This is a genomic window from Variovorax sp. PBL-E5, assembly GCF_901827185.1.
Classification (GTDB): Bacteria; Pseudomonadota; Gammaproteobacteria; order Burkholderiales; family Burkholderiaceae_C; genus Variovorax.
Window position 1 is genome coordinate 2,999,452 of record NZ_LR594671.1, and the last position, 19,497, is coordinate 3,018,948.

A 19,497-nucleotide genomic window follows, 5' to 3' on the forward strand; every position below is an offset into this window, starting at 1 on the left:
AACACCAAACCTTGAAAGAAACCCAATGATCAATTCCATCGCAGTTCGCCCCGAGGACCGCCCGGGCTACGTGCCCCCTGTGCCACCAACGAGGAAGTTCATAACGGTCCGCAACGGGCAAGTGACCTCTGTCCTGTTCGATGACCCCGCTCGACATGACCGCGAACTTGGCTCTGTCTTCGAAGTCCCGCTGACGCTTGCTGTCAGCGTCATGGGGCGAGTGCCCGTCGAAGCGGTCGAGCCGAAGACCACAGCCTGACCGGGACCGCATGACTCCCTGCGACCTGTCGGAACTGCTGGCGCTACTGCAGACACGGCGCGAGCAGAACATCGCGCGGGGATTCGACCCGGACAACCCCGGACAGGTCGCGTTCCTCGCGGACGGCCGGTCCTGCTGTCCGAAGTGCCTGAGCTACTCCGCGGACTGCGCCGGCCACGGCGCGTCACGGGACCCGGAAGACGACCGGAAGTTGGCCGAGTCGGGCGCGGAGAGCAAGACCGCCATTGCACGCTTCGCAGCAGTCCGAAGGGCGGAGAACCGCCAACGGGATGCGGAGCGCTATGCGCGTGAGGCTAAGGCCCGAGCAGCGAAGAAAGCCGCAAGGCTGGCCGAGACGACCCAGGCCACCACGCCCCCGCAGTGACCCCAGAGCTTCCCGTGACCACGGGGAGCACCACGAATCGCCCGCCCTGACCGCAAGGTCTCGGCGGGCTTTCCATTTTTATCGACCCTTCGCGGGAGAGACTCATGAGCAAGACCACCAAACCGAAGGCGACACGCCGACGGGCGAAGCCGAAGCTCGCGCCGATTCCGAGCGTCTGGGGTGACCTGTCAATCCTGTACCGCATCGGGGGAACCAGCTACACCGAAGACCCTGCCGACCGCTGGAGGCCGCTGTGAGCCGAGCGGCCCGTTCCGCGCCTCCGGGGCAGCACTGGTGCAGCGCGTGCCAATCCTTCCACCCGGTCGAGGACTTCGGCCCCGACCGCTCCCGACCGCCCCTGTTCCTGCAAGGTCGGTGCCGTGTCGCTGGCGCCAAGGCGAAGGCCAAGAGCATCGCCAAGCGTGCGCGTCCTCCTGTGGAATCTCAGGAAGCGCTGGCCGCTCGGCTGGCCAAAGAAGCCCACGCCGACGTGGCGCATTGGGGACCGCTGGTCAACCTCACGCCCGACGACCTTTTACCGTTCCCGCCCGTGTGTCCGCTGACCCTGGACGACCTGTTGACCGGAGACGACGCGCAGCGACCAACCCTCGCCATGCTGGTCCCGGACCTGGGCTTCACGCGCGACAACACGGTCATCGTGTCGGCACGGGCGCGACGCCGGCACACGGTCATCGGGTCCGTGGGAATCCGTGCCCACTGGAAGCGCCGGGACCTGTTGCCGCAGCGTACTGACGCCGTCCTCGGCGAAGTGATCGGGCGGGCCAACTTGCTGGAGTGGCCCGCCGAACTGGTGGCCGTGATCGCTGGGACGGAGGGATTGACGTTCGCAACCACAGGCCGGCTCGCCGAGAGGCCCCAGATGGCGGGCAGCGAAGCCGCCGCCCAGAATTGGCGAGACCTGATAGACGGCAGGACAGACTGCGGGGCTGAGCCCGACAAGCCGGCAGAGCCAAGGTACGCCAATGGCGTGCCGTGGGGCCAGCGCCCGGAGAACTGGCCGGCCGACTGGAGCGCCTGGGCCGAAGGAACCGCATCGAGCCCGCTGGACTGGGTGACCGTCTTCCCGCCCGCGGGGGCGGGGATGATCTCCTGATCGCGCGGCCTGCAACGAGCATTTTGTGTTACCGCGACCGCCGCGAGAGTTGACTAAAAAACAGGCACTCTATTCTGTGTTACCGGCCCGGAGCCCTACTCCCATGCGGGTTTCGAAAACGCTGCCTATATACAAGAGATTTGCAATGGCGAAGCCGAGCCCTGGCACCGGACAGAGCGGTCTTTTCGGGCTTTCCTGAGACCGGCCAAGACCGCGCCGCGACGACATCGAGAGGACGGGAAGCCCAAGGTGTCGCGGCAGGGCCTGGGCAAGGTTCCTGCGGTTAGACCATCTTCCTCCCGATTGCCGCCTTCTGCCTTCCAACGGGAGCCGCTGCGACGCCTTGTGTCCATTGGGATATTGGAGGTCGCAGCGAACACCGTGAGCTTCCGCACCATCGGAAGACCACTATTCAGATTGACCATTTGAACCACCAAAAAGAGAACATGAACGACGACACCGAAACCGAGCTTGCGACCATAGAGGCACCTGCTTTTCTTGACGACCCGAGAGTCCTTGCCTACCTAGACAAGACCGATGCGAACATGAACCGGCTGGCAGTGGAGCCCGATGGTCGACTGTTTGCCTTCTCCAAGGCTAACCCTGAAGCCCTATGCCGCTTCCCCCTGGTCGACATGGTTGCCCTGGCCTTCCCGGCCTACGCTGAGAAGCCGAAACGCCCAGCCGTGCAGAAGGTCGAGGGCAGGCCGCTCCCCAAGACTGGCAACCCTGCGCCGGGGTCCGCGCTGGATAAGTTTGTGCGTGGCGTGACTGGCGGGCCGCCCATGATCTACCTTCCCGATGGTCGGAGGGAAGCGGCGCACAAGCTGATCAAGCTTGGCCCGCTCACGCATGTTCCCGTGGTCGACGAGGGACGGACTCTCCTCGGCTTCGCTGAGGTTCCTGATGCCGCCTACCGGCAGATGGTCGAGAGCGATCTACGCCCTGACCGTCTGATGTGGAAGCTGGACGACGAAGGCCAGATCACGACCCGCATTCATCGCTCGCAAATCGACACGTATACCCGGCGTGTGCAGGATGTCCTTGGCGAACTGGGGATCGAAGCAGCCGTGAGCTTGCGGGGTCTTCGATACTGACGCCCGAGGCCTACGGCGAACGCGGCGACCACTCCACCTTCGCCAGTGGCTCTTGCGCCACCCCAAAAAAGTAAAAGGGCGGACCGAAGCCCGCCCTTACAATCCGCATAGCTAGACCCCAACACTAGCTACTTGCGGAATTGACCAACAAGATGGTTCGTTTCATCACCGGTCCCTTCCGCTTGATCAAACTCACAAGCTGAGTTCTCGCCACACACGACGTTGGAAAAGAAGGGCTGGACGGTCGCACGTCTGGCCCTTCGCCTTTGGGGTTGTTCATTGCGGCACCTCCGCTGGTGCCGTGTGGCCCAGGGCCTGGATGAATGCACACAGCCGATTTGCCTCTTCCTTGGTGAGATCGCGCGGGATCACGACCTGAGCCAGAAACGAGGGCCGGAGCGGAAACGGCAGCGCGAGTGCGTGCTCCGTCGCCAGCGTCGCCATCTGCTGCATTGGAGGCGGTGGCGGCGGGGAAGATGCGAACGCCACCTGCGTTGAAGGCGCCTCTCCCTGGGCCTTCGCCTTCACAGCCATCTTCCGCGCACTGCCGTTGGAAGACCCCCGCCCCTGCACCTTGTAACCCGCTGGGTTGTCTCGATAGCGCACGTACTCCGTAACCAGCTTCGACACGCGTTGCTGATACGTCATAAGCGATCCCGGCGACATTCGGCCTGGGTTGCGGTTGTTGAACTGCACGGCCTCCACGGCAATGTCAAGTTCCGAGATGTCGTCCAGATCGCCTCGGCCGTCCAGCAGCTTGTCGACCGCAGTGATCGACGCGAGGCCGGTGTTCCGGTTCATCAGCCCTTTGTCGAGGCAGTAGCGGGCGAACTGCTTGAGGTCAACTTTGGTTACGGGGTCCATGGGGGTGCACTGTACGCCTATCTTTATCTTTTCGAACAATAAAGATGTTCATCTATTGTAACAACACGATTCTAGATGAACATCATAAGACCATAAGACGCCGCCGATCGCCTGCGACACCTGCCGACTGCGAGGCCGTCCTGGCGCGTCCTGGGACCTGTAGCGATCTTCGCGAGCGTCCGCGATGGACGCGAGAGCAGCCCCCTCGCTGAACAGATGAGAAGCGCCTGTGTCTCAGTTCCTCGACAGACGCGCCTTAAGCGTGCAACGATTCCGTCGCACGCGTTTGGCCGGGCACCGGAGGAACAATGGACCACTACGAAAACTTCACCGACGTAATCGACAGATTAAATGGCAAGAGGCGCATAAGCCTGCTAATCGGAAATGGATTTAGCATGGCTTATGACCCCAAAATATTTTCCTACAACGCACTGGCCGATTTTGTCCAAAAAATCAGTGACCCAACGTTAGCCACTTTGTTCAATGTTTTAAAGACAAAAAACTTTGAACTTATCATGGACCAGCTAAACAGCTTCTCCAATCTTCTAGAGGCTCTCGGCGCCGATGCCAGCTTACAGAAAAAGGTCTCAGACGCACACGCCAAGCTTAAAGTAAGTTTATTGGATGCCGTTAAGCAGTTGCACCCCGAGCATGTATTCAAGATACCGCAAGAGAGTATCGACAATTGCGCCAAATTTTTGCATCTTTTTCTCGATCACGGTGGAGAAATATTCAGCACGAATTATGATTTGCTTCTGTACTGGGTCCTAATGAGAGGAAACTTTGACAAAGCTGTTGATGGCTTCGGCCGGGAATTGCTTAATCCGATGGAGTCGGCGAAAGGTGATGAGGAAAAGGATTGGTCCGAACTACGCTGGGGGCCAAATCGAAGCAATCAAAATATTCACTATATTCATGGGGCACTGCCTTTTTTTGACGTCCGAACCGATATCGTCAAGGAGCAATATAATGAAGAAGGACTCTTATTGGAAAATATTGGGAGTCGGCTGGACAAGGGGGAATATCCAATTTTTGTCACTGCCGGTAGCGGGAATGAGAAGTTGGAGCTAATCCGACACAACAGTTATCTCTCAAATTGCTACGATCATTTGTGCAAGGTAGACGGCTCCGTGATCACATATGGATTCGGATTCGGGCAGTACGATGAGCATATTATCGATGCACTAAATAAGGCGGCCCACGCCGAGCATAAAACACCTCCTAAACTATGGAGCATATATATCGGAGTTTTCTCAGAAGGGGGAAAAAACCACATCGAGCGCATTGAGAAAAAATTCCACGCCAAGGTGTGCACATTCAACGTCAAGTCAGCCAACCCATGGCACCCCTGACAGAGCTATTGGATCTAGGACACGATGGCTAACCCGACTCCACATCATTCCGATAAATCCCCAGAAGGCGATGACGTCTACGGCGGCCTAAATATGTTGAACGGGATGCTGCACGATCTTGACGAACGAGGACTAGTCCTCTCGCTTTCTGCGTTTTCTGAGGACGTTCTGGGCACGCTGATTGGCGCATTCATGGTTCCTTCAGACGCGTCCAAACAACTGCTGGAAGGGTTCAATGCGCCCCTTGGGACGTTCTCTGCTCGGGCTAAAGCCGCCTATGCATTTGGTCTACTCACAAAGAACCAATTCGAAGACCTGGAGCGCCTGCGGAAGATTCGAAATGAGTTCGCCCACACGTGGCGGCCAATTTCCCTCACTGACCCCAAGATTGCCGCCTTGGTCAAGGCCATGAACCACAGCCGACTAGGCACCAAGTTTCCTGAGACTCTCCGTGAAAAGGTGCAGTCTTCAATGTCCACGCTCCTAATCGAGGTCCGTGCTGTTGCGCACCAAATTGAGGAGAAAAAGACCCGAGTTCCTATTACCGGCACGCACCTCATTGCGGGCTTTAGCGGGGACTTCGATGCACAGATGGCCGACGCGCGAGAGCAAATGCATGATATTTGCCAAGACCGCGATGCGAGCGATGGTGAAAAGCGCTCGTTCCATCAGGCAGTCCTCGTAAGATTTGCCGAGCGTCTGCACTTCATCGAAGTGGCCGCGCCGCCCAGTCGCCGCCGTGAGGTAGCCGCCCTCAAGAAGGAATTGGCAGGCAGGGTAGCCGGGTAGGCACCGAGCGTCACACCTTCGCGGCTCGCCGCGGCTCAGGTTCCTGCACGCGCCGAGGGCCAAACATGGTGCAAAGATGGACTTGTGGACCTCAGGAGTCACCGCGACGCCCTGGTGACCATGGACAAGAACACTGGATATTCGTACAGTATTCCCATGGACCGCCCCGACTGGATCGCCGCATGTGCTCACGCCCTGCAATGCAGATGGCGCACGGTCGACCCTGAGGTCCTGGAGGATGTCGCGGCGGACCTGTGGGCCATGGAATCCATGCGCATCCTCCCGCCCCTTGTGGCGGCCCGGGACTGGCTTGAGCCCGTGACGCCGCCGCCCCCTGCCGATCCTGTGCGGGGAATCCTGGGGCACATACCGGGCGACTGGGTCTCGCGAGGCGCCAAGGGGCTCCCGACACCCGGGCCAGCGGACACCGAGCCGCGCCGGGTCGTTCTGGAGGTTCCAGTGTTTGGCCGGGTCTGCCTGAGCTACCGGGCGACCCAGGGCCGCCACCGGGGCAGGGCCTCGCATTGGTTCTGGTGCGCCGTGAGGGCTGAGCCGATCTAGGGGTACCGGAGATTGCCACGTCAACCATGGACGTTACGATTGCCCCTTTCCTACCCAGAATCGTGAACCTCGATCGAAGCAGCGCAGCTACCACGGACGCGCCCCTGGCGCCGCCTGAGTGGTCCATGGATATGCTCAAAGACGGCATCCAGTTCACCGCCGAAGTTAAGCGCGGCGGCGCCATTTTGTGCCGCCTGTCGGTTGCCCGACCAGACGAGGACGAGGCTGCTGCGCGTTCCGCATTGGCCGACAAGGCGCGACTGTGGATTCACGACTACCTGAGCAGGGCCGGCTGATCGAATAGACCCCGCTCGACCTGGGCGGGCGGAGGGCGGGAGCGAAGCGAAGCCCGAGGCACTAAGGACTGCGCCTCAAGAACTTCCCAGAAATCCGTGACCAGTGCTGGTGCTCCATCACAGGGGAAACCGTCGCGATCACCGTGCAGGATCAAGACCGGAACTTCGTCGGGGTCGCCAAGTTGCCTCATGCGGCCTGGATTTCCTTGGTCGCCTCTGACCACCGGCCGGACCGCCGGGGCAGATGCATGACAAACTGCTATCGCAATGGCGAAGGCAGCGCGTCTTGTCTTGTCAGGCGGAGTGACGGCGCTTCACGCGTCCGTCGCCGAATCCATCTACATTCCGCGCATGACCGAAGAACAAAAGAAGCGCCTGGAGGAGACGCGCAGGACGTGGTCGACGATCAGCGCGGCTCACCGTGACGATGCCCTGTGGTACGCCCTCAGTGCAAGCGGAATCTCGATGTCCTCGGCGACCGCCGGGAGCGCAGTCGATTGGCCTACGGCCCAAAAGATTGCCCTGGCATCCCCAGGGGCACACGCGATGATGCGGCGCTACCTGTACCTGAAGGCGGCACTCTTGGCTGCGGGGATCGCCGTGTGGTTCCCGCTCCACTGGTGGCAGGCGTTGCTTGTCGACGCCGCGATCCTCCTCTGGATCGGTTGGCTGCAGGTCGTCGTCACGCGAAGGGGCGTCCAGTGCGCCGCCTCGGGCGATCTCCACACGTTCGAGCAACTGTGGGACCTTGGAGTCGTCGCGCTTCAAACGCCCGATGGGCAGGTCTTCGCGCCCCGTCCCTTGCCGCTCAGTTGGCAAGATATCGTGATGCGTCAACTGGGTTGGGCGGAATTGATGGGCTCAACCGTCGCGAGCCGCACCGAGCAACTCGACGAACTCCTGAGCGCCATAGGTCCGGCCAAGAGCACGCCGCCGGCTTAAATTTTTCCCAGGAATCCGTGACCAGTGCTGGTGCCCCCCGGCCCGGCGCAGGCGCCCCCGTGCCGCCTCTCGATTCCTGGCAGACCAAGGCCCTCCCGGCCCGCCCGGGACCTCCTGCCCTCCCCGGTCCGCCGAGGCCCTGCCGGGGCACCCAGCCGAGCCGCAAGCGGCCCAGGCCGGGCCTATTCCACCCACACCCACCCCCAGCAGCCACCCACAGGCCGCCGCACTGGCTCCCCTGCTCCCTCTGACGAACCGTTAGGCACCATCGGATTGCAAATCCGTTTGTGTGTCGGTGCCGATTGACACACGCCCGCCCTCGCGCTGTGCCGCCCGGGGCTGCCTGGGCGCCCTGGCGCTCCTAAGTGCTTGTCCTGCCTAGGATTCGCCCACTCGGGGCCGGAGGTGGAGCACCCGACCCCCGTCACTACGCATCGGCCTCAGGCCATCCCGGCCGCCTCCCGGCCGACGTGGTTGCGAGTAGGCGGAGCCCCAGGGCGACCCCGAAGCCCGCATTCGCGCTAGGAGGCGTCGAGGGCGCCGGGAAGGCCCAGGGGTCACTGGGACGGCTTGGAGCCGCATAGGCCGAATGCGGGCGCCTGAGCACACCTGCGATCACCTGCGCACCCATGGGTCCTGACACGTCCCAAGACTCCCGGCGCTCGCCGCCGTCCCGGCCCCCGCAAGCGCCACCATCGTCCCCGGACCCCCGGGGCGCCATCGACCTCAACGAGCCCGCCCGGGCCTCATGACCTCCTATGCCCCTCAGACATCCCGAAGCCCTGCCGCAATATCGAACGTGCCCAGACTGTGGCCGCTCCTTGCGCCTCTCATCCGAGAATTTCGCCCTCCGCAAGGGTCCCGGCCGCTACCCCTGGCAACCCTCCGCCTACGCTCCCCGGTGCAAGCTGTGCCAGCCGGCGCACTTGAAGGCTCTTCGGGCGGCGACCAAGGCAGCCCGGTATGTCAAGGAGGCCGAGCGACAGCGCATCGCCCGCGCCGCAATCAAGGCGGACCCGCGGTACTTCCCTGAGAACGTGCGCAACGTGGGGGCGGTTGCCCTTGCCAAGTCCATCGAGGCCGGCATACGACAGGCCCAAGCCGCGAGGGCCAGCAAGGAGGCCGAGCGGCTGCGACGCGCCGCACTAAAGGCCGAGACTCGGCGAATCCTGCGCAATGGCCGCCCCTATGACCCGGCAACGGACCCGATTAAGCAAATGATCCGTGCACGCCAAGACCACTACAAGGCGCGACGCCTCCGGGCTGGTCCTATGGTGTCCGCGCCGCCCGAGATCGCCGAGACCTCCCAGGTCGACCCGGACTACCTTCGTCTGCTTGAGGCGATTCGTGACCAGCACCGCCGAGAGGCAAAGGAGCCGAGAGGCGAATGACCGCCACCGGCCCGCGACCTCAGAGACGCTCTGCGTGTCGTTGGTACTTACGGTCAGCATGTTTTTGCTCAAGTGCGCACTGTGGCTGGCTAACTCAAGCACGCCTCACTAGTTTTGCGGTACGGTTTGCGAACTATCGTGGAGCAGCGAGGAAGCATGGCGAAATACCGAATCGACAGAATACGTATCCCCGACGAATTCCGCTATGCACTTCGCTCCGTGTCCGAGAATTTCGCAGAGCATGCAGAAATGGAACCGGGCAGCAACGGGATCACCCTGAAGGGCCTATCGCCGGAACAGTCGCTTGCCCATTCCGTCTTCTTGCTGACCTCGGAGGTTGACGAGTTGATCGACAACTTGAACATTGTGATGGGTGATCTGGAGGGCCTTTCGGAGGACCCGAGACACCTGCACGATCAAAACCCGTTCAATCGGTTTCAGTTCCTGTTTCGGATGTTCTTCTATGAGTACGCGCGTTTCGAGGACTTATTCGGCTACTTCACCAAGTGGCAGCAAGAGCAAGGCTTGCTAACCAAGGTGGAGCGAAAGCAATCCCGAGATGGCTTCTATGCGGCCTTCGAAGATGCTTTCCGCATCCGCAATGTCCTCGCTCACGATGCGGTCGAGTGGCGACAGTGCACCATGGAAATTGGCCTGCTTCAGGCTCTGGAGGCAACTGGACAGACAGCCATAGACTCAAAAGGTGTCGCGCTGAGTTGGAAGGATCATCTGGGGCCGATATGCACGAGATTTGCCGAAGCGTTCGTCCATATCGCGCATCCAATGAGAACATTCTGGAACATGGAGCTTGCGCACCTTGCACTGGCGCTCGTTAGCGAGGGCAGGCTGAAGAAGGCAAAGAAGCCGTTCGACGTTCAGCATCCCTCATTCCTGCGCTCAGGACGCCCGGACAGGTAGGTCACCGTATACTGTCAACTCTGTGTCAACCCGGAGCTTCCGACGCCCCTGACACAGTGCGAGTTTCCCTAGGGGAACCCGGCGCAACCGTGAGGCTCGTCAACCTCACATCATGCAGAAGCCGCGCTCACGCGCCGGCCTTCTGCGCACATTCAGGCCGCCGACTCTTCCGCAGACGGGTTCATGGCCAGCTTGGCCAACAGCGTCTCGGCCAGTGCCAGCGTCCGATGCTCCATGCTGGCCACGTGGTAGTGACCGAGCAAACGACCTTCATAGCTGATGGCCGCGATCTTGAAGTGGTGGCCGAGCGCGGTGGCGGCATCGTGCAGGCATTCGGCGATCGAGCGCAGGCCCTGCCCGGCGTAGCGCTCGTCCGCATTGCCGATGCTCACGCCGTAGTTGAAGTACCTCTCGCGGACTTTCTTGATGTCGACTTGGGGATGCATGCATGTTTTTCTTGTTGGCTGCCCTCGACGGGCTGCGCATTGTCCCCAACTCCGTGAACAAATGCACGTTAGCCAGAAGTATGCAATGTCCTATTTCCAATGCGATAGGACGCCTCGCGCCGCCGCCGCGCCGCTGGCCATCGACGCCGTCAGCAGGTAGCCGCCGGTCGGCGCTTCCCAATCGAGCATTTCACCCGCGCAGAACAGTCCTGGCTGCGCGATGCTCATCAGGTGGCCGTCGAGCGCATCGAAGCGCACGCCGCCCGCGGTGCTGATCGCTTCGTCGATCGGCCGCGGTGCGACAAGCTTGAGCGGGAGCGACTTGATCGCTTCGGCCAGGCGCTCCGGCGCATGCATCTCCTCGCGCGAGAGCACTTCGTGCAGCACGCCGGTCTTGATGCCCTCGAGCCCGAGGCGACTCTTCAGATGGCTGGCCAGCGAGCGCGAACCACGCGGATGCAGCACGGCCGCGCGCACCTGCTCGGCGCTGCGATCGGGCAGCAGGTCGAGCCTCAGCGTGGCGCGTCCGTTCGCGGCGATCTCGTCGCGCAGCAAGGCCGAGGCGGCATAGACCAGGCTGCCCTCGATGCCGCCGGCGGTCGCGATGAATTCGCCCTTGCGCGCAAAGCGGCGGCCACGGGCATCGCTGAACGAGATCGCCACCAACTTGAACGGCAGGCCCGCGAAGCGTTCGGCGAAATGCGCGCTCCAGCCGATGTCGAAGCCGCAATTGGCAGGCGCCAGCGCGGCGACCGCGATGCCGCGCTCGGCCATCCACGGTGCCCAGGCGCCATCGGAGCCGAGCCGCGACCAGCTCGCGCCACCGAGCGCGAGCACGACGGCATCGGCCTGCACCACGGCCTCGCCGGTCGGTGTCGCGAATCGCAGGGCCGTCGCGGGCCCGGTTGCATCGGGCCAGCCCGTCCAGCGATGGCGCATGTGGAACTGCACGCCCGCCTGCCGCAGCCGGTGCAGCCAGGCACGCAACAGCGGCGCGGCCTTCATGTCCTTCGGGAACACGCGGCCCGAGGTGCCGACGAAGGTCTCGGTGCCGAGCCCCTGCGCCCATTCGCGCAGCGCCTCGGGGCCGAATGCGCGCAGCAACGGTTCGAGCGCCTCGCGGCGCTCGCCGAAACGGCCCATGAAGATGTCGAAGGGCTCGGAGTGTGTGAGGTTGAGGCCGCCGCGCCCGGCCAGCAGGAACTTGCGTCCGACCGAGGGCATGGCGTCGTGCAGGTCCACACGCACGCCCTGCGCGCTCAGCACTTCGGCCGCCATCAATCCGGCCGGCCCGCCGCCGACGACGGCGACCTTCTTGTCGTTGTTCATTCGAGTGTCACCAGTTCGCCTTGTCCCGTGAGGAACGCGGCGCGCACCGTCTCGCCGGGGTAGGCGCCTTGTACCGCATCACGGTAACGCTGCAGCTGCGCGATCAGTTCCGCATCGCGCTCCGGACGGCCGGCGGATTTGTAGTCGAGCACCCACCACGCAGCGCTTTCGCGATGGTGCACGAGGCGATCGATGCGCAATGTCTGTCCCTCATGGACCAGCGTGACCTCGTTGCCATGCCAGTCGAGCGCATCGGGGTTCCAGGCCCATGCGCCTTCGCCCGAACGGATGCGTTGCGCCATCAGCGCGGCGGCACGCACGGCGCCCATGTCGAGCGCGAATTCGCGCGCCGCGGCGCGCACGTGGACCGCGGGCAGCGGCGCGCCGGGCTGGGCCCATTCGAGCAGCCGGTGCATGGCCTGGCCCAGCGCCGAAGCGCGCGTGCCTGCCGGCGACACCGTGCGCTCCCCGGTTTGCGCGGCCACAGCCGGCGGCGCCGCGGGCAGGGTCAGCATCTCGAACGCGGCAACTTCAGACGCAACGGCACCGGGCGCAGCATCCGGCGCATCGTCCACTGGTTCGCACCGGGGTGACAGGCGCGCCCACCAGCTCTGCGCATTGGGCCGCGCGGCGCTGACGCCCGACACGACCAGTTCGGCCCGGGCACGCGTGGTCGCCACGTAGAGCGCATTGATTTCCTCGCGATGCCGCGCGGCCTGTTCCTGCGCGAGGTCATCGACCGTGCAGGCCGGCGGGTTCTTCTCGCTCGCCATGAAGACGAAGCGCTCCGGCGCCGCCGCTTCGCCGGGCCACTTCACGAGCACGCCCATGGTCTGGGCGCGCTGCGCCGAGGCATCGGTGTCGAGCAGCAGCACCAGGTCGGCTTCGAGCCCCTTGGCGCCGTGGACCGTGAGCAGCTGCACCGCGTCGGCGGCCGCAATCGACGGCGCGCGGACACCGCCGGCACGCAGCGCACGCACCAGCGAATAAGGCGTTGCGAAGCGCGCGCCATCGATGTCCAGCGAAGCGGCCATCAAGCCGCGCAGATTGGCCAGCACGCCGGCACGCAGCGCCACGGGCGCGGCGGCGGCGAATTTCCCGAGCACGTCGGCATCGTGGTAGATGGCGCTCAGCGCATCGTGCGGCGGCAGCGCGGCCAGCCACTGCTGCCACAGCCGAAGGCGCGGACCGATGCCGGCCAGCGGCGCGGGCAGATCCTCGCCCTGCAGCAGATCGAACCAGCTCGCGGGCCGTGCACGGCGGCGCAAGGCCAGTTCCACCAGCGCATCGTCGTCGAGATTCCACAGCGGCGAGCGCAGCGCGCGCGCGAGCGACAGATCGTGATCGGGCGACACCAGCGCATCGAGCAGCGCCACCAGGTCCTGCACTTCGGGCGCGTCGTTGAGCTCGTTCTTCTCGGGCTGCTGGACCGCGATGTGCAGCTTGCGCAGTTCGTCCTGCAGCACCGTCAGCCGGCTGCGGCGGCGCGCCAGCACCATGATCCGGCTCGGCGCGAGGCCGCCCGCGATGCGATGCGCGATCCAGCGCGCGGCCTGTTCGCATTCCTTCTGCAGCAGCCGTTCCTCGGGCAGCACGCGCGGCATCGTGAGGCTGTCGCGCCACCGGAGCGCACCTTGGTCATCATCGGCGTCGTCGCCATCCGCATCAGTGGACGCGATCGCGTCGCGCGGTATCAAGGGCAGCTTGCGCACCCTGCCCGCGGCGCGGGATTCGGTCGTGTGCACGCGAAAGCCGCTGAACTCGCCGGCTTGCTGGGCCTCCTGCATCGCCTCGTTGACCAACGCCATCACGGCCGGCGCATTGCGGTGCGTGTGGTCGCAATGAAGGATATCGCCCTCGAGCCCCTGCTGCACGAAGGCCTGCGCCGCAAGAAAGACCTGCGGCTCGGCACGGCGAAAACGGTAAATGCTCTGTTTCGGGTCGCCGACGATGAACACGCCTGGCCTGCGCCCGACCGCACCCGCATAGCTGCCGAGCCAGCCGTGCAGCGCCTGCCATTGCAGCGGATTGGTGTCCTGGAATTCGTCGATCAGCAGATGCCGCACGCGCACATCCAGCCGCTCCTGCACCCAGCCCCACAGTTCCGCGTTGCCGAGCAAAAGATGCGCGGCCTGCTCGACGTCGTTCATGTCGACCCAGCCGTGCAGGGCCTTGACCTCGGCGAAGCAGGCGAGCAGAAGCCGCGTGAGGCGGGCCATGCGCTGCTGGTGCAGCCAGGCTTCGTGCTGTGCGCGTGCCGCACAGTACAGCCGCGCGCACTCCTGCGCGGCGCGCACGTCGGCCAGGCCGGCGAGTTTCTCGCTGAACTTGCGCGGCTCGCCCTTCTGCGTGAGCAGTGCATCGAGCACGCCGGCCGCGCGGCCTTCGGTCAACGCCTGCTCGAGTTCGATGCCCTTCTGCGAGAAGGTCGGCGCGCTCGCGCGTCCCAGCGCACGCGCGGCCGCCAGCAGCGCGGCGCGCGATGCAGGCTCACCGAGCAGCACATCGTCCGGCGACGCCGCGCCGGCATATGCGGGGTACATCAGGCCCATCGGCGTCACGGCCTCGTCGACCGCATCGTGCGCATCGGCGAGCGCGAATTCGACGCGCCGCGTGAGCGCATCGTCGAGCGCCTTCGCGGTCTGCGACCGGCCGTGCACCGCGACCAGCGCGTGGTAGTCGGCCGATGCCTCGGGATGGCCGGCGACGGCCGCCAGGAAGGGCCGCCAGACGCGCGCGCGCGCCTCGGTATCGTCTTCGAGCAGTTGGTAGTTGGCCGGCAGGCGCAGCCGTTCGAGCACCGCGACCGGCGCGCTTCGCAACAGGCTCGCGAACCAGGCGTGGAAGGTACGGAACTGCACCGGCCGGCCGCCGGCGAGCAAGGTCCGATAGAGCCCCTGCAGCCGCGGCGCCCTGGCCTCGGCCTGCGCGCGATCCATGCCGCGCATCACGAGTTCCGGCACCAGTTCCTGCACCGGGCGCTGCGCGAAGGCCTCGAGCCATTGGTCGAGGCGCTCGCGCATCTCGCCGGCCGCCTTCTTGGTGAAGGTGATCGCGAGGATCTCGTGCGGCGCGCAGGCGCCCTCGCCTTCCTCGAGCAGCGCGCGGAGGATGCGCGACACCAGCATCCAGGTCTTGCCGGCGCCGGCGCAGGCCTCGACCGCCACCGAGCGCCGCGGGTCGCAGGCGATCGCGTAGAAGCGCTCGCGCGAGACGTGCGCGCCGTTGTGTTCGTAGGCTGCGTCGGTCATTCGCCCAGTTCCCAGAAGTCCTTGCGGCACAGGCCGCGGGCCGTGCAGTGCTCACAGACCGAGCCTTCGCCGAGCGCCGGCAGGGCGGCGCCGTCGGCGATGCGCGCCAGGTCGTCCATCACGCCGGCCACCAGCGCGTCGCGCGCGGCCACGACGTCGGGCTGTTCGACCGTGCGCGTGCCCGATGCCTTTTCCCCGACGTTGACATAGGCTGCGCGCAGGCTGTCGTCGGGGAACAGGGCCGCGTAGAAAGCCAGCTGCGTGTCCTCGGTCGGGTCCTTGACGCGCTCGCGCGTCTTGTCGGCCGACTCGGTCTTGTAGTCGATCACGAAGGCCCGGCCGTCGGGCGTCGCGTCGACGCGGTCGAGGCGCCCGACCAGCTTCACACGGCCCAGCGCCACCTCTTTCCACGGCTCGGATTCGACGAACACCGCGCCTTCGCCGACCTCGTGCCCGGCGAGCCAGTCGAGATAGCTGTCGCGCACCGCGGGCCAGGCCGCCGCGAAGGGAAGGAACTCGGCCTCCGACAGGCCGAACTCCCGGGTCGCGCGCTCCTGTGCAGCGGCCATCATCGCGCGTCGCGCGTGCAGGTCGGTGGTCGGCGCCTCCTTCAAGGCCACGTGGAAATGGCCGAGCACGGCATGCAGCCAGTTGCCGAAGTCGCGCTTGTCGACCTCGGTATCGAGCTCGTCGCTGCTGCGCAGGCCAAGTTGCCGCAGGGCGAAGAAGCGATACGGACAGCGGCGCAAATCCTCGTAGGCAGTCGACGAGAGCGTGGCCGGCACGAGCGCGTTGCCGCGCGGCTGCGGCCGCGGCGTGGGCCGCGCAGCGATCTGCACGGGCAGGCGCGGATCGATGGCCTCGGCCGCCGCATGGTCGAGATGCAGCAATTGCACCAGCGGGCTGGGCCGCACCGGCTCGCCACTGGCATCGGCCTCGCGCCACAGCACATCGCAGCATGGTGCCTGCAGGGCGGTGGCCCATGCAGCGCGCTGCGCCGCTTCCAGCGCCTCGCGCGAAGGCAGCGACAGCGCGGCGCGCTGCGCCGGGCTCCACTCGCCGGGCGGCTCGGGCGAGGCCGGCAGGCGCTGGTCGTCGCAGCCCGGCATCACGACCGCGGCGAAGGCGCGGCCCAGCAGTTGGTGCAGCGGCAGAACGACGACCTGCGCGGCCTCGTCGGGGCCCGGCGCCAGCACGAAGCTCGCAGCCTCGAGCACATCGCGCGCCCAGGCGGTGAACTCGGCCAGGGTGCAGCGCGTGCCCCGCAGCTCGCCATCCTCGGCATCCAGATAAAGCGCGGCGATGACCTCGATGCCGACCACGTCGCCGGCCAGCGCGGCCCATTGGCCACCGGCCTCGAGCAGTGCGCGCGTTGCCTGCAGCCAGTCGCCGAGAGGGCGCGCACGCAGCAGGGTCGCACGCAGCGTCTCGACGTCGTTGGTGAAAGGCAGGACATCCAGGTCCTGCTGCTTGCCGCTGGCGGCAACGAACGCGCACCAGCCGTGCCAGTCGCGCATGCCGCGATCGCGCAGGCGCGCCTCGAGCATCCGGATGGCGAGGCCATCGAGCGCGCTCGCGCTCTTGAGCCAGTCGAGCACCTGGTCGCTGCTGGCGTCATGCGCGCAGGCGCGCAACGCGCTCATCAGCGTCGCAGCGGCGCGGGTGGTGGAAAGCTTCCAGCCGGTCTCGTCATGCAGCGACACGCCTTGTGCCACCAGTTGCGCGCTGATACGACGCGTCAGCGCGCGGTCCGTGGCCACCAGCGCCACCGGCGCGCGGCCCTCGGCCAGATGCCGCAGCACGCAGGCCGCGGCGCGCTCGGCCTCGTCCTCGGGGTCGGCCGCGGGATGCAGGGCCACGGTGCAGCCCGGGGCTTGCAGCGTCGCGAGCTGCAAATGGACGACGCGATCGTCGAGCAACGCGCAGAGCTTGCGGGTCAGCGGATCGCTCTGCAGGCCATCGAGCACGATCAGCTGGTCGACCTGCGCCAGCACGGGGTCGGTGAGCAGCACGTCCGTCGCGTAGCCCGAGTTGGTGGCCCATGCGAGCGCGATGCCGTTCAGCGCGCTCTCGATGTCGAACCATTCCGAGCCCTTGCCCGCTTCGATGACACCGCGCGCCTGCAAGGCCCAATCCGCACGTTCGTGCGGGCGTTCGGCCGCGGCCAGTGGCGCGAGCTGCAGGGCGATCTCGACCAGCCGGCCCGCCAATGCGATGCGCGAGGCTGCGAAACCCGCGCGGCCCAGCAGCGACTGTGCGGTGAGCAGATCGCGCGCTGTGTCGAAGGCGATGTCGTCGGCGCCCGGCGCGAAGCCGCCCGCACTGCGCGCCCAGTTGCGCGTGGTCTCGAAGCGCGGCGCGAACCCCGGCGCGCCGTGCGCGGCCCACAGCGCCCTTGCCGTCTGTATCAATTGACCGTAGGGCACGACCACCACGGTGCGTGCCGCGTGCAGCCGGCGCTCGGCCAGGAGGCGCGAAATCCGCGCGACGAGACCCTCGGCCGGATCGCACCACAGCGCGTGCGCGGGATGGCGCTCAGAAGGATTCATCGGGTGTTCTCGCAGGGCTTTGGCTATCGCGGCGATAGCGTCCGCGCCGACCACGCCGGCACTTGGTTTCTGTCACAATGACCTGCACTTTAGCTGCACCACCACTCAGCGCAGAAGGATTCATCCAATGGCCAGCGAACTCATCAAACACATCTCCGATTCCTCTTTCGAAGCCGACGTCCTCAAGTCGGGCAAGCCTGTGCTCGTGGACTACTGGGCCGAATGGTGCGGCCCCTGCAAGATGATCGCGCCGATCCTCGACGAGGTATCGAACACGTATGAAGGCAAGCTGCAGATCGCGAAGATGAACGTGGATGAAAACCGCGACATCCCCGCCAAGTTCGGCATCCGCGGCATTCCGACGCTGATGCTGTTCAAGGACGGTCAACTGGCGGCCACCAAGGTCGGTGCCATGAGCAAGGCCCAGCTCACCGCCTTCATCGATCAGCAACTCGCCTGAGGCCAGGACGCCTGCTGCCGGCGCGCAACGCGCCGGCAGCATTCTCTTTTTTCCTGTCATAATCCTGCGCAGATCACCGGCTCTTTCTGGGACCCGGTTCGAGTTCCCCGGTTTGTGAGGCATTTCTCGCCTCATTCCAAGCCTCCCCCTCCTGGTTTTCTAGATTTCCCCGCACGGGGTCATTCCATGCACTTAAACGAACTCAAGGCACTGCACGTGTCTGAAGTCTTCAAACAGGCTGAAGCACTCGAGATCGAAAACACCGGCCGCATGCGCAAGCAAGAGCTGATGTTCGCGATCATCAAGAAGCGCGCCAAGGCCGGCGAGCAGGTCTTTGCCGACGGTGTGCTGGAGATCCTGCCCGACGGCTTCGGCTTCCTGCGCAGCCCCGACACCAGCTTCACCGCCAGCACCGACGACATCTACATCAGCCCCAGCCAGGTGCGCCGCTTCAATCTGCACACCGGCGACATGATCGAGGGCGAGGTGCGCATCCCGAAGGACGGCGAGCGCTACTTCGCGCTGACCAAGCTCGACAAGGTCAACGACGGCCTGCCGGAGAACAACAAGCACAAGGTGATGTTCGAGAACCTCACGCCGCTGTTCCCGAAGGAGCAGATGAAGCTCGAGCGCGACGGCTTCAAGGGCGAAGAGAACATCACCGGCCGCATCATCGACATCATCGCGCCGATCGGCAGAGGCCAGCGCGCGCTGCTGGTGGCGCCGCCCAAGAGCGGCAAGACGGTCATGATGCAGCACATCGCACATGCGATCAGCGCCAACTATCCCGAGGTGCACATGATGGTGCTGCTCGTGGACGAGCGGCCCGAGGAAGTGACCGAGATGCAGCGCACCGTGAAGGGCGAGGTCATTGCCTCGACCTTCGACGAACCCGCCGCGCGCCACGTGCATGTGGCCGAGATGGTGATCGAGCGCGCCAAGCGCCTGGTCGAACTCAAGAAGGACGTGGTGATCCTGCTCGACTCGATCACCCGCCTCGCCCGCGCCTACAACAACGTCGTGCCCTCGTCGGGCAAGGTGCTCACGGGCGGTGTGGATTCGAATGCGCTGCAACGCCCCAAGCGCTTCCTCGGTGCCGCGCGCAACGTCGAAGAAGGCGGCTCGCTCACCATCATCGGCACCGCGCTGATCGACACCGGCAGCCGCATGGACGAAGTGATCTTCGAAGAGTTCAAGGGCACCGGCAACTCCGAAATCCACCTCGACCGCCGTCTCTACGAGAAGCGCGTGTTCCCCTCGATCCAGCTCAACCGCAGCGGCACGCGCCGCGAAGAGCTGCTGCTGGCGCCCGAGATCCTGCAGAAGACCCGCATCCTGCGCCAGCTCATGTACAACATGGACGAGATCGAGTCGATGGAACTCATGCTCAAGAACATGAAGGCGACCAAGACCAATGTCGAGTTCTTCGACATGATGAGACGAGGAGGCTGACCCCCAGGCTTGCCCACTTCGTGTGGCCGCCCACCCCCTTTC

Annotated in this window: 18 protein-coding genes; 13 read left to right on the top strand and 5 right to left on the bottom strand. The window is 64.9% G+C overall.

Annotated elements, in window-relative coordinates:
- Nucleotides 1–25 precede the first annotated feature (25 nt).
- The 5 genes from WDLP6_RS14600 to WDLP6_RS14620 all read left to right on the top strand — a co-directional run bounded on the left by WDLP6_RS14600 (nucleotide 26) and on the right by WDLP6_RS14620 (nucleotide 2,855).
- A complete protein-coding gene (locus tag WDLP6_RS14600) occupies nucleotides 26–259 on the top strand; it encodes a hypothetical protein (protein ID WP_162592903.1) in 234 nt (77 codons plus the stop codon).
- A 10-nt stretch (nucleotides 260–269) separates the two neighbouring features.
- Nucleotides 270–644 (top strand): hypothetical protein, encoded by a 375-nt coding sequence (locus tag WDLP6_RS14605; protein ID WP_162592904.1) that lies wholly within the window; start codon nucleotides 270–272, stop codon nucleotides 642–644.
- A gap of 104 nt (nucleotides 645–748) precedes the next feature.
- Nucleotides 749–901 carry a hypothetical protein gene (locus WDLP6_RS14610; protein WP_162592905.1) on the top strand — a complete coding sequence of 51 codons (153 nt, stop codon included), beginning with the start codon at nucleotides 749–751 and terminating at the stop codon, nucleotides 899–901.
- The gene (locus WDLP6_RS14615; RefSeq protein ID WP_162592906.1) at nucleotides 898–1,758 is read left to right on the top strand and encodes a hypothetical protein; all 861 of its coding nucleotides are present in this window, start codon (nucleotides 898–900) and stop codon (nucleotides 1,756–1,758) included. Before WDLP6_RS14610 ends, WDLP6_RS14615 begins: the two co-directional genes overlap by 4 nt.
- Before the next feature lie 446 nt (nucleotides 1,759–2,204).
- Nucleotides 2,205–2,855, top strand: coding sequence for a hypothetical protein (locus WDLP6_RS14620; protein WP_162592907.1), 651 nt, complete (start codon nucleotides 2,205–2,207; stop codon nucleotides 2,853–2,855).
- Between the two features lie 276 nt (nucleotides 2,856–3,131).
- Here the strand turns inward: WDLP6_RS14620 and WDLP6_RS14625 are convergent, their stop codons facing one another.
- Nucleotides 3,132–3,719: a hypothetical protein gene (locus WDLP6_RS14625; RefSeq protein ID WP_162592908.1), complete on the bottom strand. Its 588-nt coding sequence runs from the start codon at nucleotides 3,717–3,719 to the stop codon at nucleotides 3,132–3,134.
- 308 nt (nucleotides 3,720–4,027) lie between these two features.
- Here WDLP6_RS14625 and WDLP6_RS14630 point away from each other — a divergent pair, with 308 nt between their 5' ends.
- From WDLP6_RS14630 to WDLP6_RS14655, 6 genes are all read left to right on the top strand, one after another.
- A complete protein-coding gene (locus WDLP6_RS14630) occupies nucleotides 4,028–5,071 on the top strand; it encodes a DUF4917 family protein (RefSeq protein WP_162592909.1) in 1,044 nt (347 codons plus the stop codon).
- A 24-nt stretch (nucleotides 5,072–5,095) separates the two neighbouring features.
- The gene (locus WDLP6_RS14635; RefSeq protein WP_197910164.1) at nucleotides 5,096–5,860 is read left to right on the top strand and encodes an MltR family transcriptional regulator; all 765 of its coding nucleotides are present in this window, start codon (nucleotides 5,096–5,098) and stop codon (nucleotides 5,858–5,860) included.
- Between the two features lie 686 nt (nucleotides 5,861–6,546).
- On the top strand, nucleotides 6,547–6,717 hold the full coding sequence (locus WDLP6_RS14640) for a hypothetical protein (RefSeq protein WP_162592910.1): 171 nt from the start codon (nucleotides 6,547–6,549) through the stop codon (nucleotides 6,715–6,717).
- 351 nt (nucleotides 6,718–7,068) lie between these two features.
- Entirely contained in the window at nucleotides 7,069–7,659 is a 591-nt protein-coding gene (locus tag WDLP6_RS14645; RefSeq protein WP_162592911.1) for a hypothetical protein, read from the top strand.
- A 926-nt stretch (nucleotides 7,660–8,585) separates the two neighbouring features.
- Nucleotides 8,586–9,050 (top strand): hypothetical protein, encoded by a 465-nt coding sequence (locus WDLP6_RS14650; protein WP_162592912.1) that lies wholly within the window; start codon nucleotides 8,586–8,588, stop codon nucleotides 9,048–9,050.
- 156 nt (nucleotides 9,051–9,206) lie between these two features.
- Nucleotides 9,207–9,968 (top strand): hypothetical protein, encoded by a 762-nt coding sequence (locus WDLP6_RS14655; RefSeq protein ID WP_162592913.1) that lies wholly within the window; start codon nucleotides 9,207–9,209, stop codon nucleotides 9,966–9,968.
- A gap of 152 nt (nucleotides 9,969–10,120) precedes the next feature.
- Here the strand turns inward: WDLP6_RS14655 and WDLP6_RS14660 are convergent, their stop codons facing one another.
- The 4 genes from WDLP6_RS14660 to WDLP6_RS14675 all read right to left on the bottom strand — a co-directional run bounded on the left by WDLP6_RS14660 (nucleotide 10,121) and on the right by WDLP6_RS14675 (nucleotide 17,543).
- A complete protein-coding gene (locus WDLP6_RS14660) occupies nucleotides 10,121–10,414 on the bottom strand; it encodes a hypothetical protein (RefSeq protein ID WP_162567882.1) in 294 nt (97 codons plus the stop codon).
- Between the two features lie 90 nt (nucleotides 10,415–10,504).
- Nucleotides 10,505–11,743, bottom strand: a complete 1,239-nt coding sequence (locus WDLP6_RS14665; RefSeq protein ID WP_162592914.1) for a TIGR03862 family flavoprotein — start codon at nucleotides 11,741–11,743, stop codon at nucleotides 10,505–10,507.
- Nucleotides 11,740–14,994, bottom strand: a complete 3,255-nt coding sequence (locus WDLP6_RS14670) for a UvrD-helicase domain-containing protein (RefSeq protein WP_162592915.1) — start codon at nucleotides 14,992–14,994, stop codon at nucleotides 11,740–11,742. Before WDLP6_RS14670 ends, WDLP6_RS14665 begins: the two co-directional genes overlap by 4 nt.
- Nucleotides 14,991–17,543 carry a PD-(D/E)XK nuclease family protein gene (locus WDLP6_RS14675; RefSeq protein ID WP_162592916.1) on the bottom strand — a complete coding sequence of 851 codons (2,553 nt, stop codon included), beginning with the start codon at nucleotides 17,541–17,543 and terminating at the stop codon, nucleotides 14,991–14,993. The genes WDLP6_RS14670 and WDLP6_RS14675 overlap by 4 nt, the downstream gene beginning before the upstream one ends.
- A 127-nt stretch (nucleotides 17,544–17,670) precedes the next feature.
- Here WDLP6_RS14675 and trxA point away from each other — a divergent pair, with 127 nt between their 5' ends.
- Together trxA and rho are read left to right on the top strand one after the other, a co-directional pair.
- On the top strand, nucleotides 17,671–18,003 hold the full coding sequence (gene trxA / locus WDLP6_RS14680) for a thioredoxin TrxA (protein ID WP_093108875.1): 333 nt from the start codon (nucleotides 17,671–17,673) through the stop codon (nucleotides 18,001–18,003).
- Nucleotides 18,004–18,189: 186 nt separating this feature from the next.
- Entirely contained in the window at nucleotides 18,190–19,455 is a 1,266-nt protein-coding gene (gene rho / locus WDLP6_RS14685) for a transcription termination factor Rho (RefSeq protein WP_162567886.1), read from the top strand.
- Nucleotides 19,456–19,497: the final 42 nt, after the last annotated feature.

Excerpts from the sequence above, each read along its gene's own strand:
- WDLP6_RS14600 (WP_162592903.1), top strand. The coding sequence starts at position 26 with ATGATCAATTCCATCGCAGTTCGCCCCGAGGACCGCCCGGGCTACGTG.
- WDLP6_RS14605 (WP_162592904.1), top strand. The coding sequence starts at position 270 with ATGACTCCCTGCGACCTGTCGGAACTGCTGGCGCTACTGCAGACACGG.
- WDLP6_RS14610 (WP_162592905.1), top strand. The coding sequence starts at position 749 with ATGAGCAAGACCACCAAACCGAAGGCGACACGCCGACGGGCGAAGCCG.
- WDLP6_RS14620 (WP_162592907.1), top strand. The coding sequence starts at position 2,205 with ATGAACGACGACACCGAAACCGAGCTTGCGACCATAGAGGCACCTGCT.
- WDLP6_RS14625 (WP_162592908.1), bottom strand. The coding sequence starts at position 3,719 with ATGGACCCCGTAACCAAAGTTGACCTCAAGCAGTTCGCCCGCTACTGC.
- WDLP6_RS14630 (WP_162592909.1), top strand. The coding sequence starts at position 4,028 with ATGGACCACTACGAAAACTTCACCGACGTAATCGACAGATTAAATGGC.
- WDLP6_RS14635 (WP_197910164.1), top strand. The coding sequence starts at position 5,096 with ATGGCTAACCCGACTCCACATCATTCCGATAAATCCCCAGAAGGCGAT.
- WDLP6_RS14640 (WP_162592910.1), top strand. The coding sequence starts at position 6,547 with ATGGATATGCTCAAAGACGGCATCCAGTTCACCGCCGAAGTTAAGCGC.
- WDLP6_RS14645 (WP_162592911.1), top strand. The coding sequence starts at position 7,069 with ATGACCGAAGAACAAAAGAAGCGCCTGGAGGAGACGCGCAGGACGTGG.
- WDLP6_RS14655 (WP_162592913.1), top strand. The coding sequence starts at position 9,207 with ATGGCGAAATACCGAATCGACAGAATACGTATCCCCGACGAATTCCGC.
- WDLP6_RS14660 (WP_162567882.1), bottom strand. The coding sequence starts at position 10,414 with ATGCATCCCCAAGTCGACATCAAGAAAGTCCGCGAGAGGTACTTCAAC.
- WDLP6_RS14665 (WP_162592914.1), bottom strand. The coding sequence starts at position 11,743 with ATGAACAACGACAAGAAGGTCGCCGTCGTCGGCGGCGGGCCGGCCGGA.
- WDLP6_RS14670 (WP_162592915.1), bottom strand. The coding sequence starts at position 14,994 with ATGACCGACGCAGCCTACGAACACAACGGCGCGCACGTCTCGCGCGAG.
- WDLP6_RS14675 (WP_162592916.1), bottom strand. The coding sequence starts at position 17,543 with ATGAATCCTTCTGAGCGCCATCCCGCGCACGCGCTGTGGTGCGATCCG.
- trxA (WP_093108875.1), top strand. The coding sequence starts at position 17,671 with ATGGCCAGCGAACTCATCAAACACATCTCCGATTCCTCTTTCGAAGCC.
- rho (WP_162567886.1), top strand. The coding sequence starts at position 18,190 with ATGCACTTAAACGAACTCAAGGCACTGCACGTGTCTGAAGTCTTCAAA.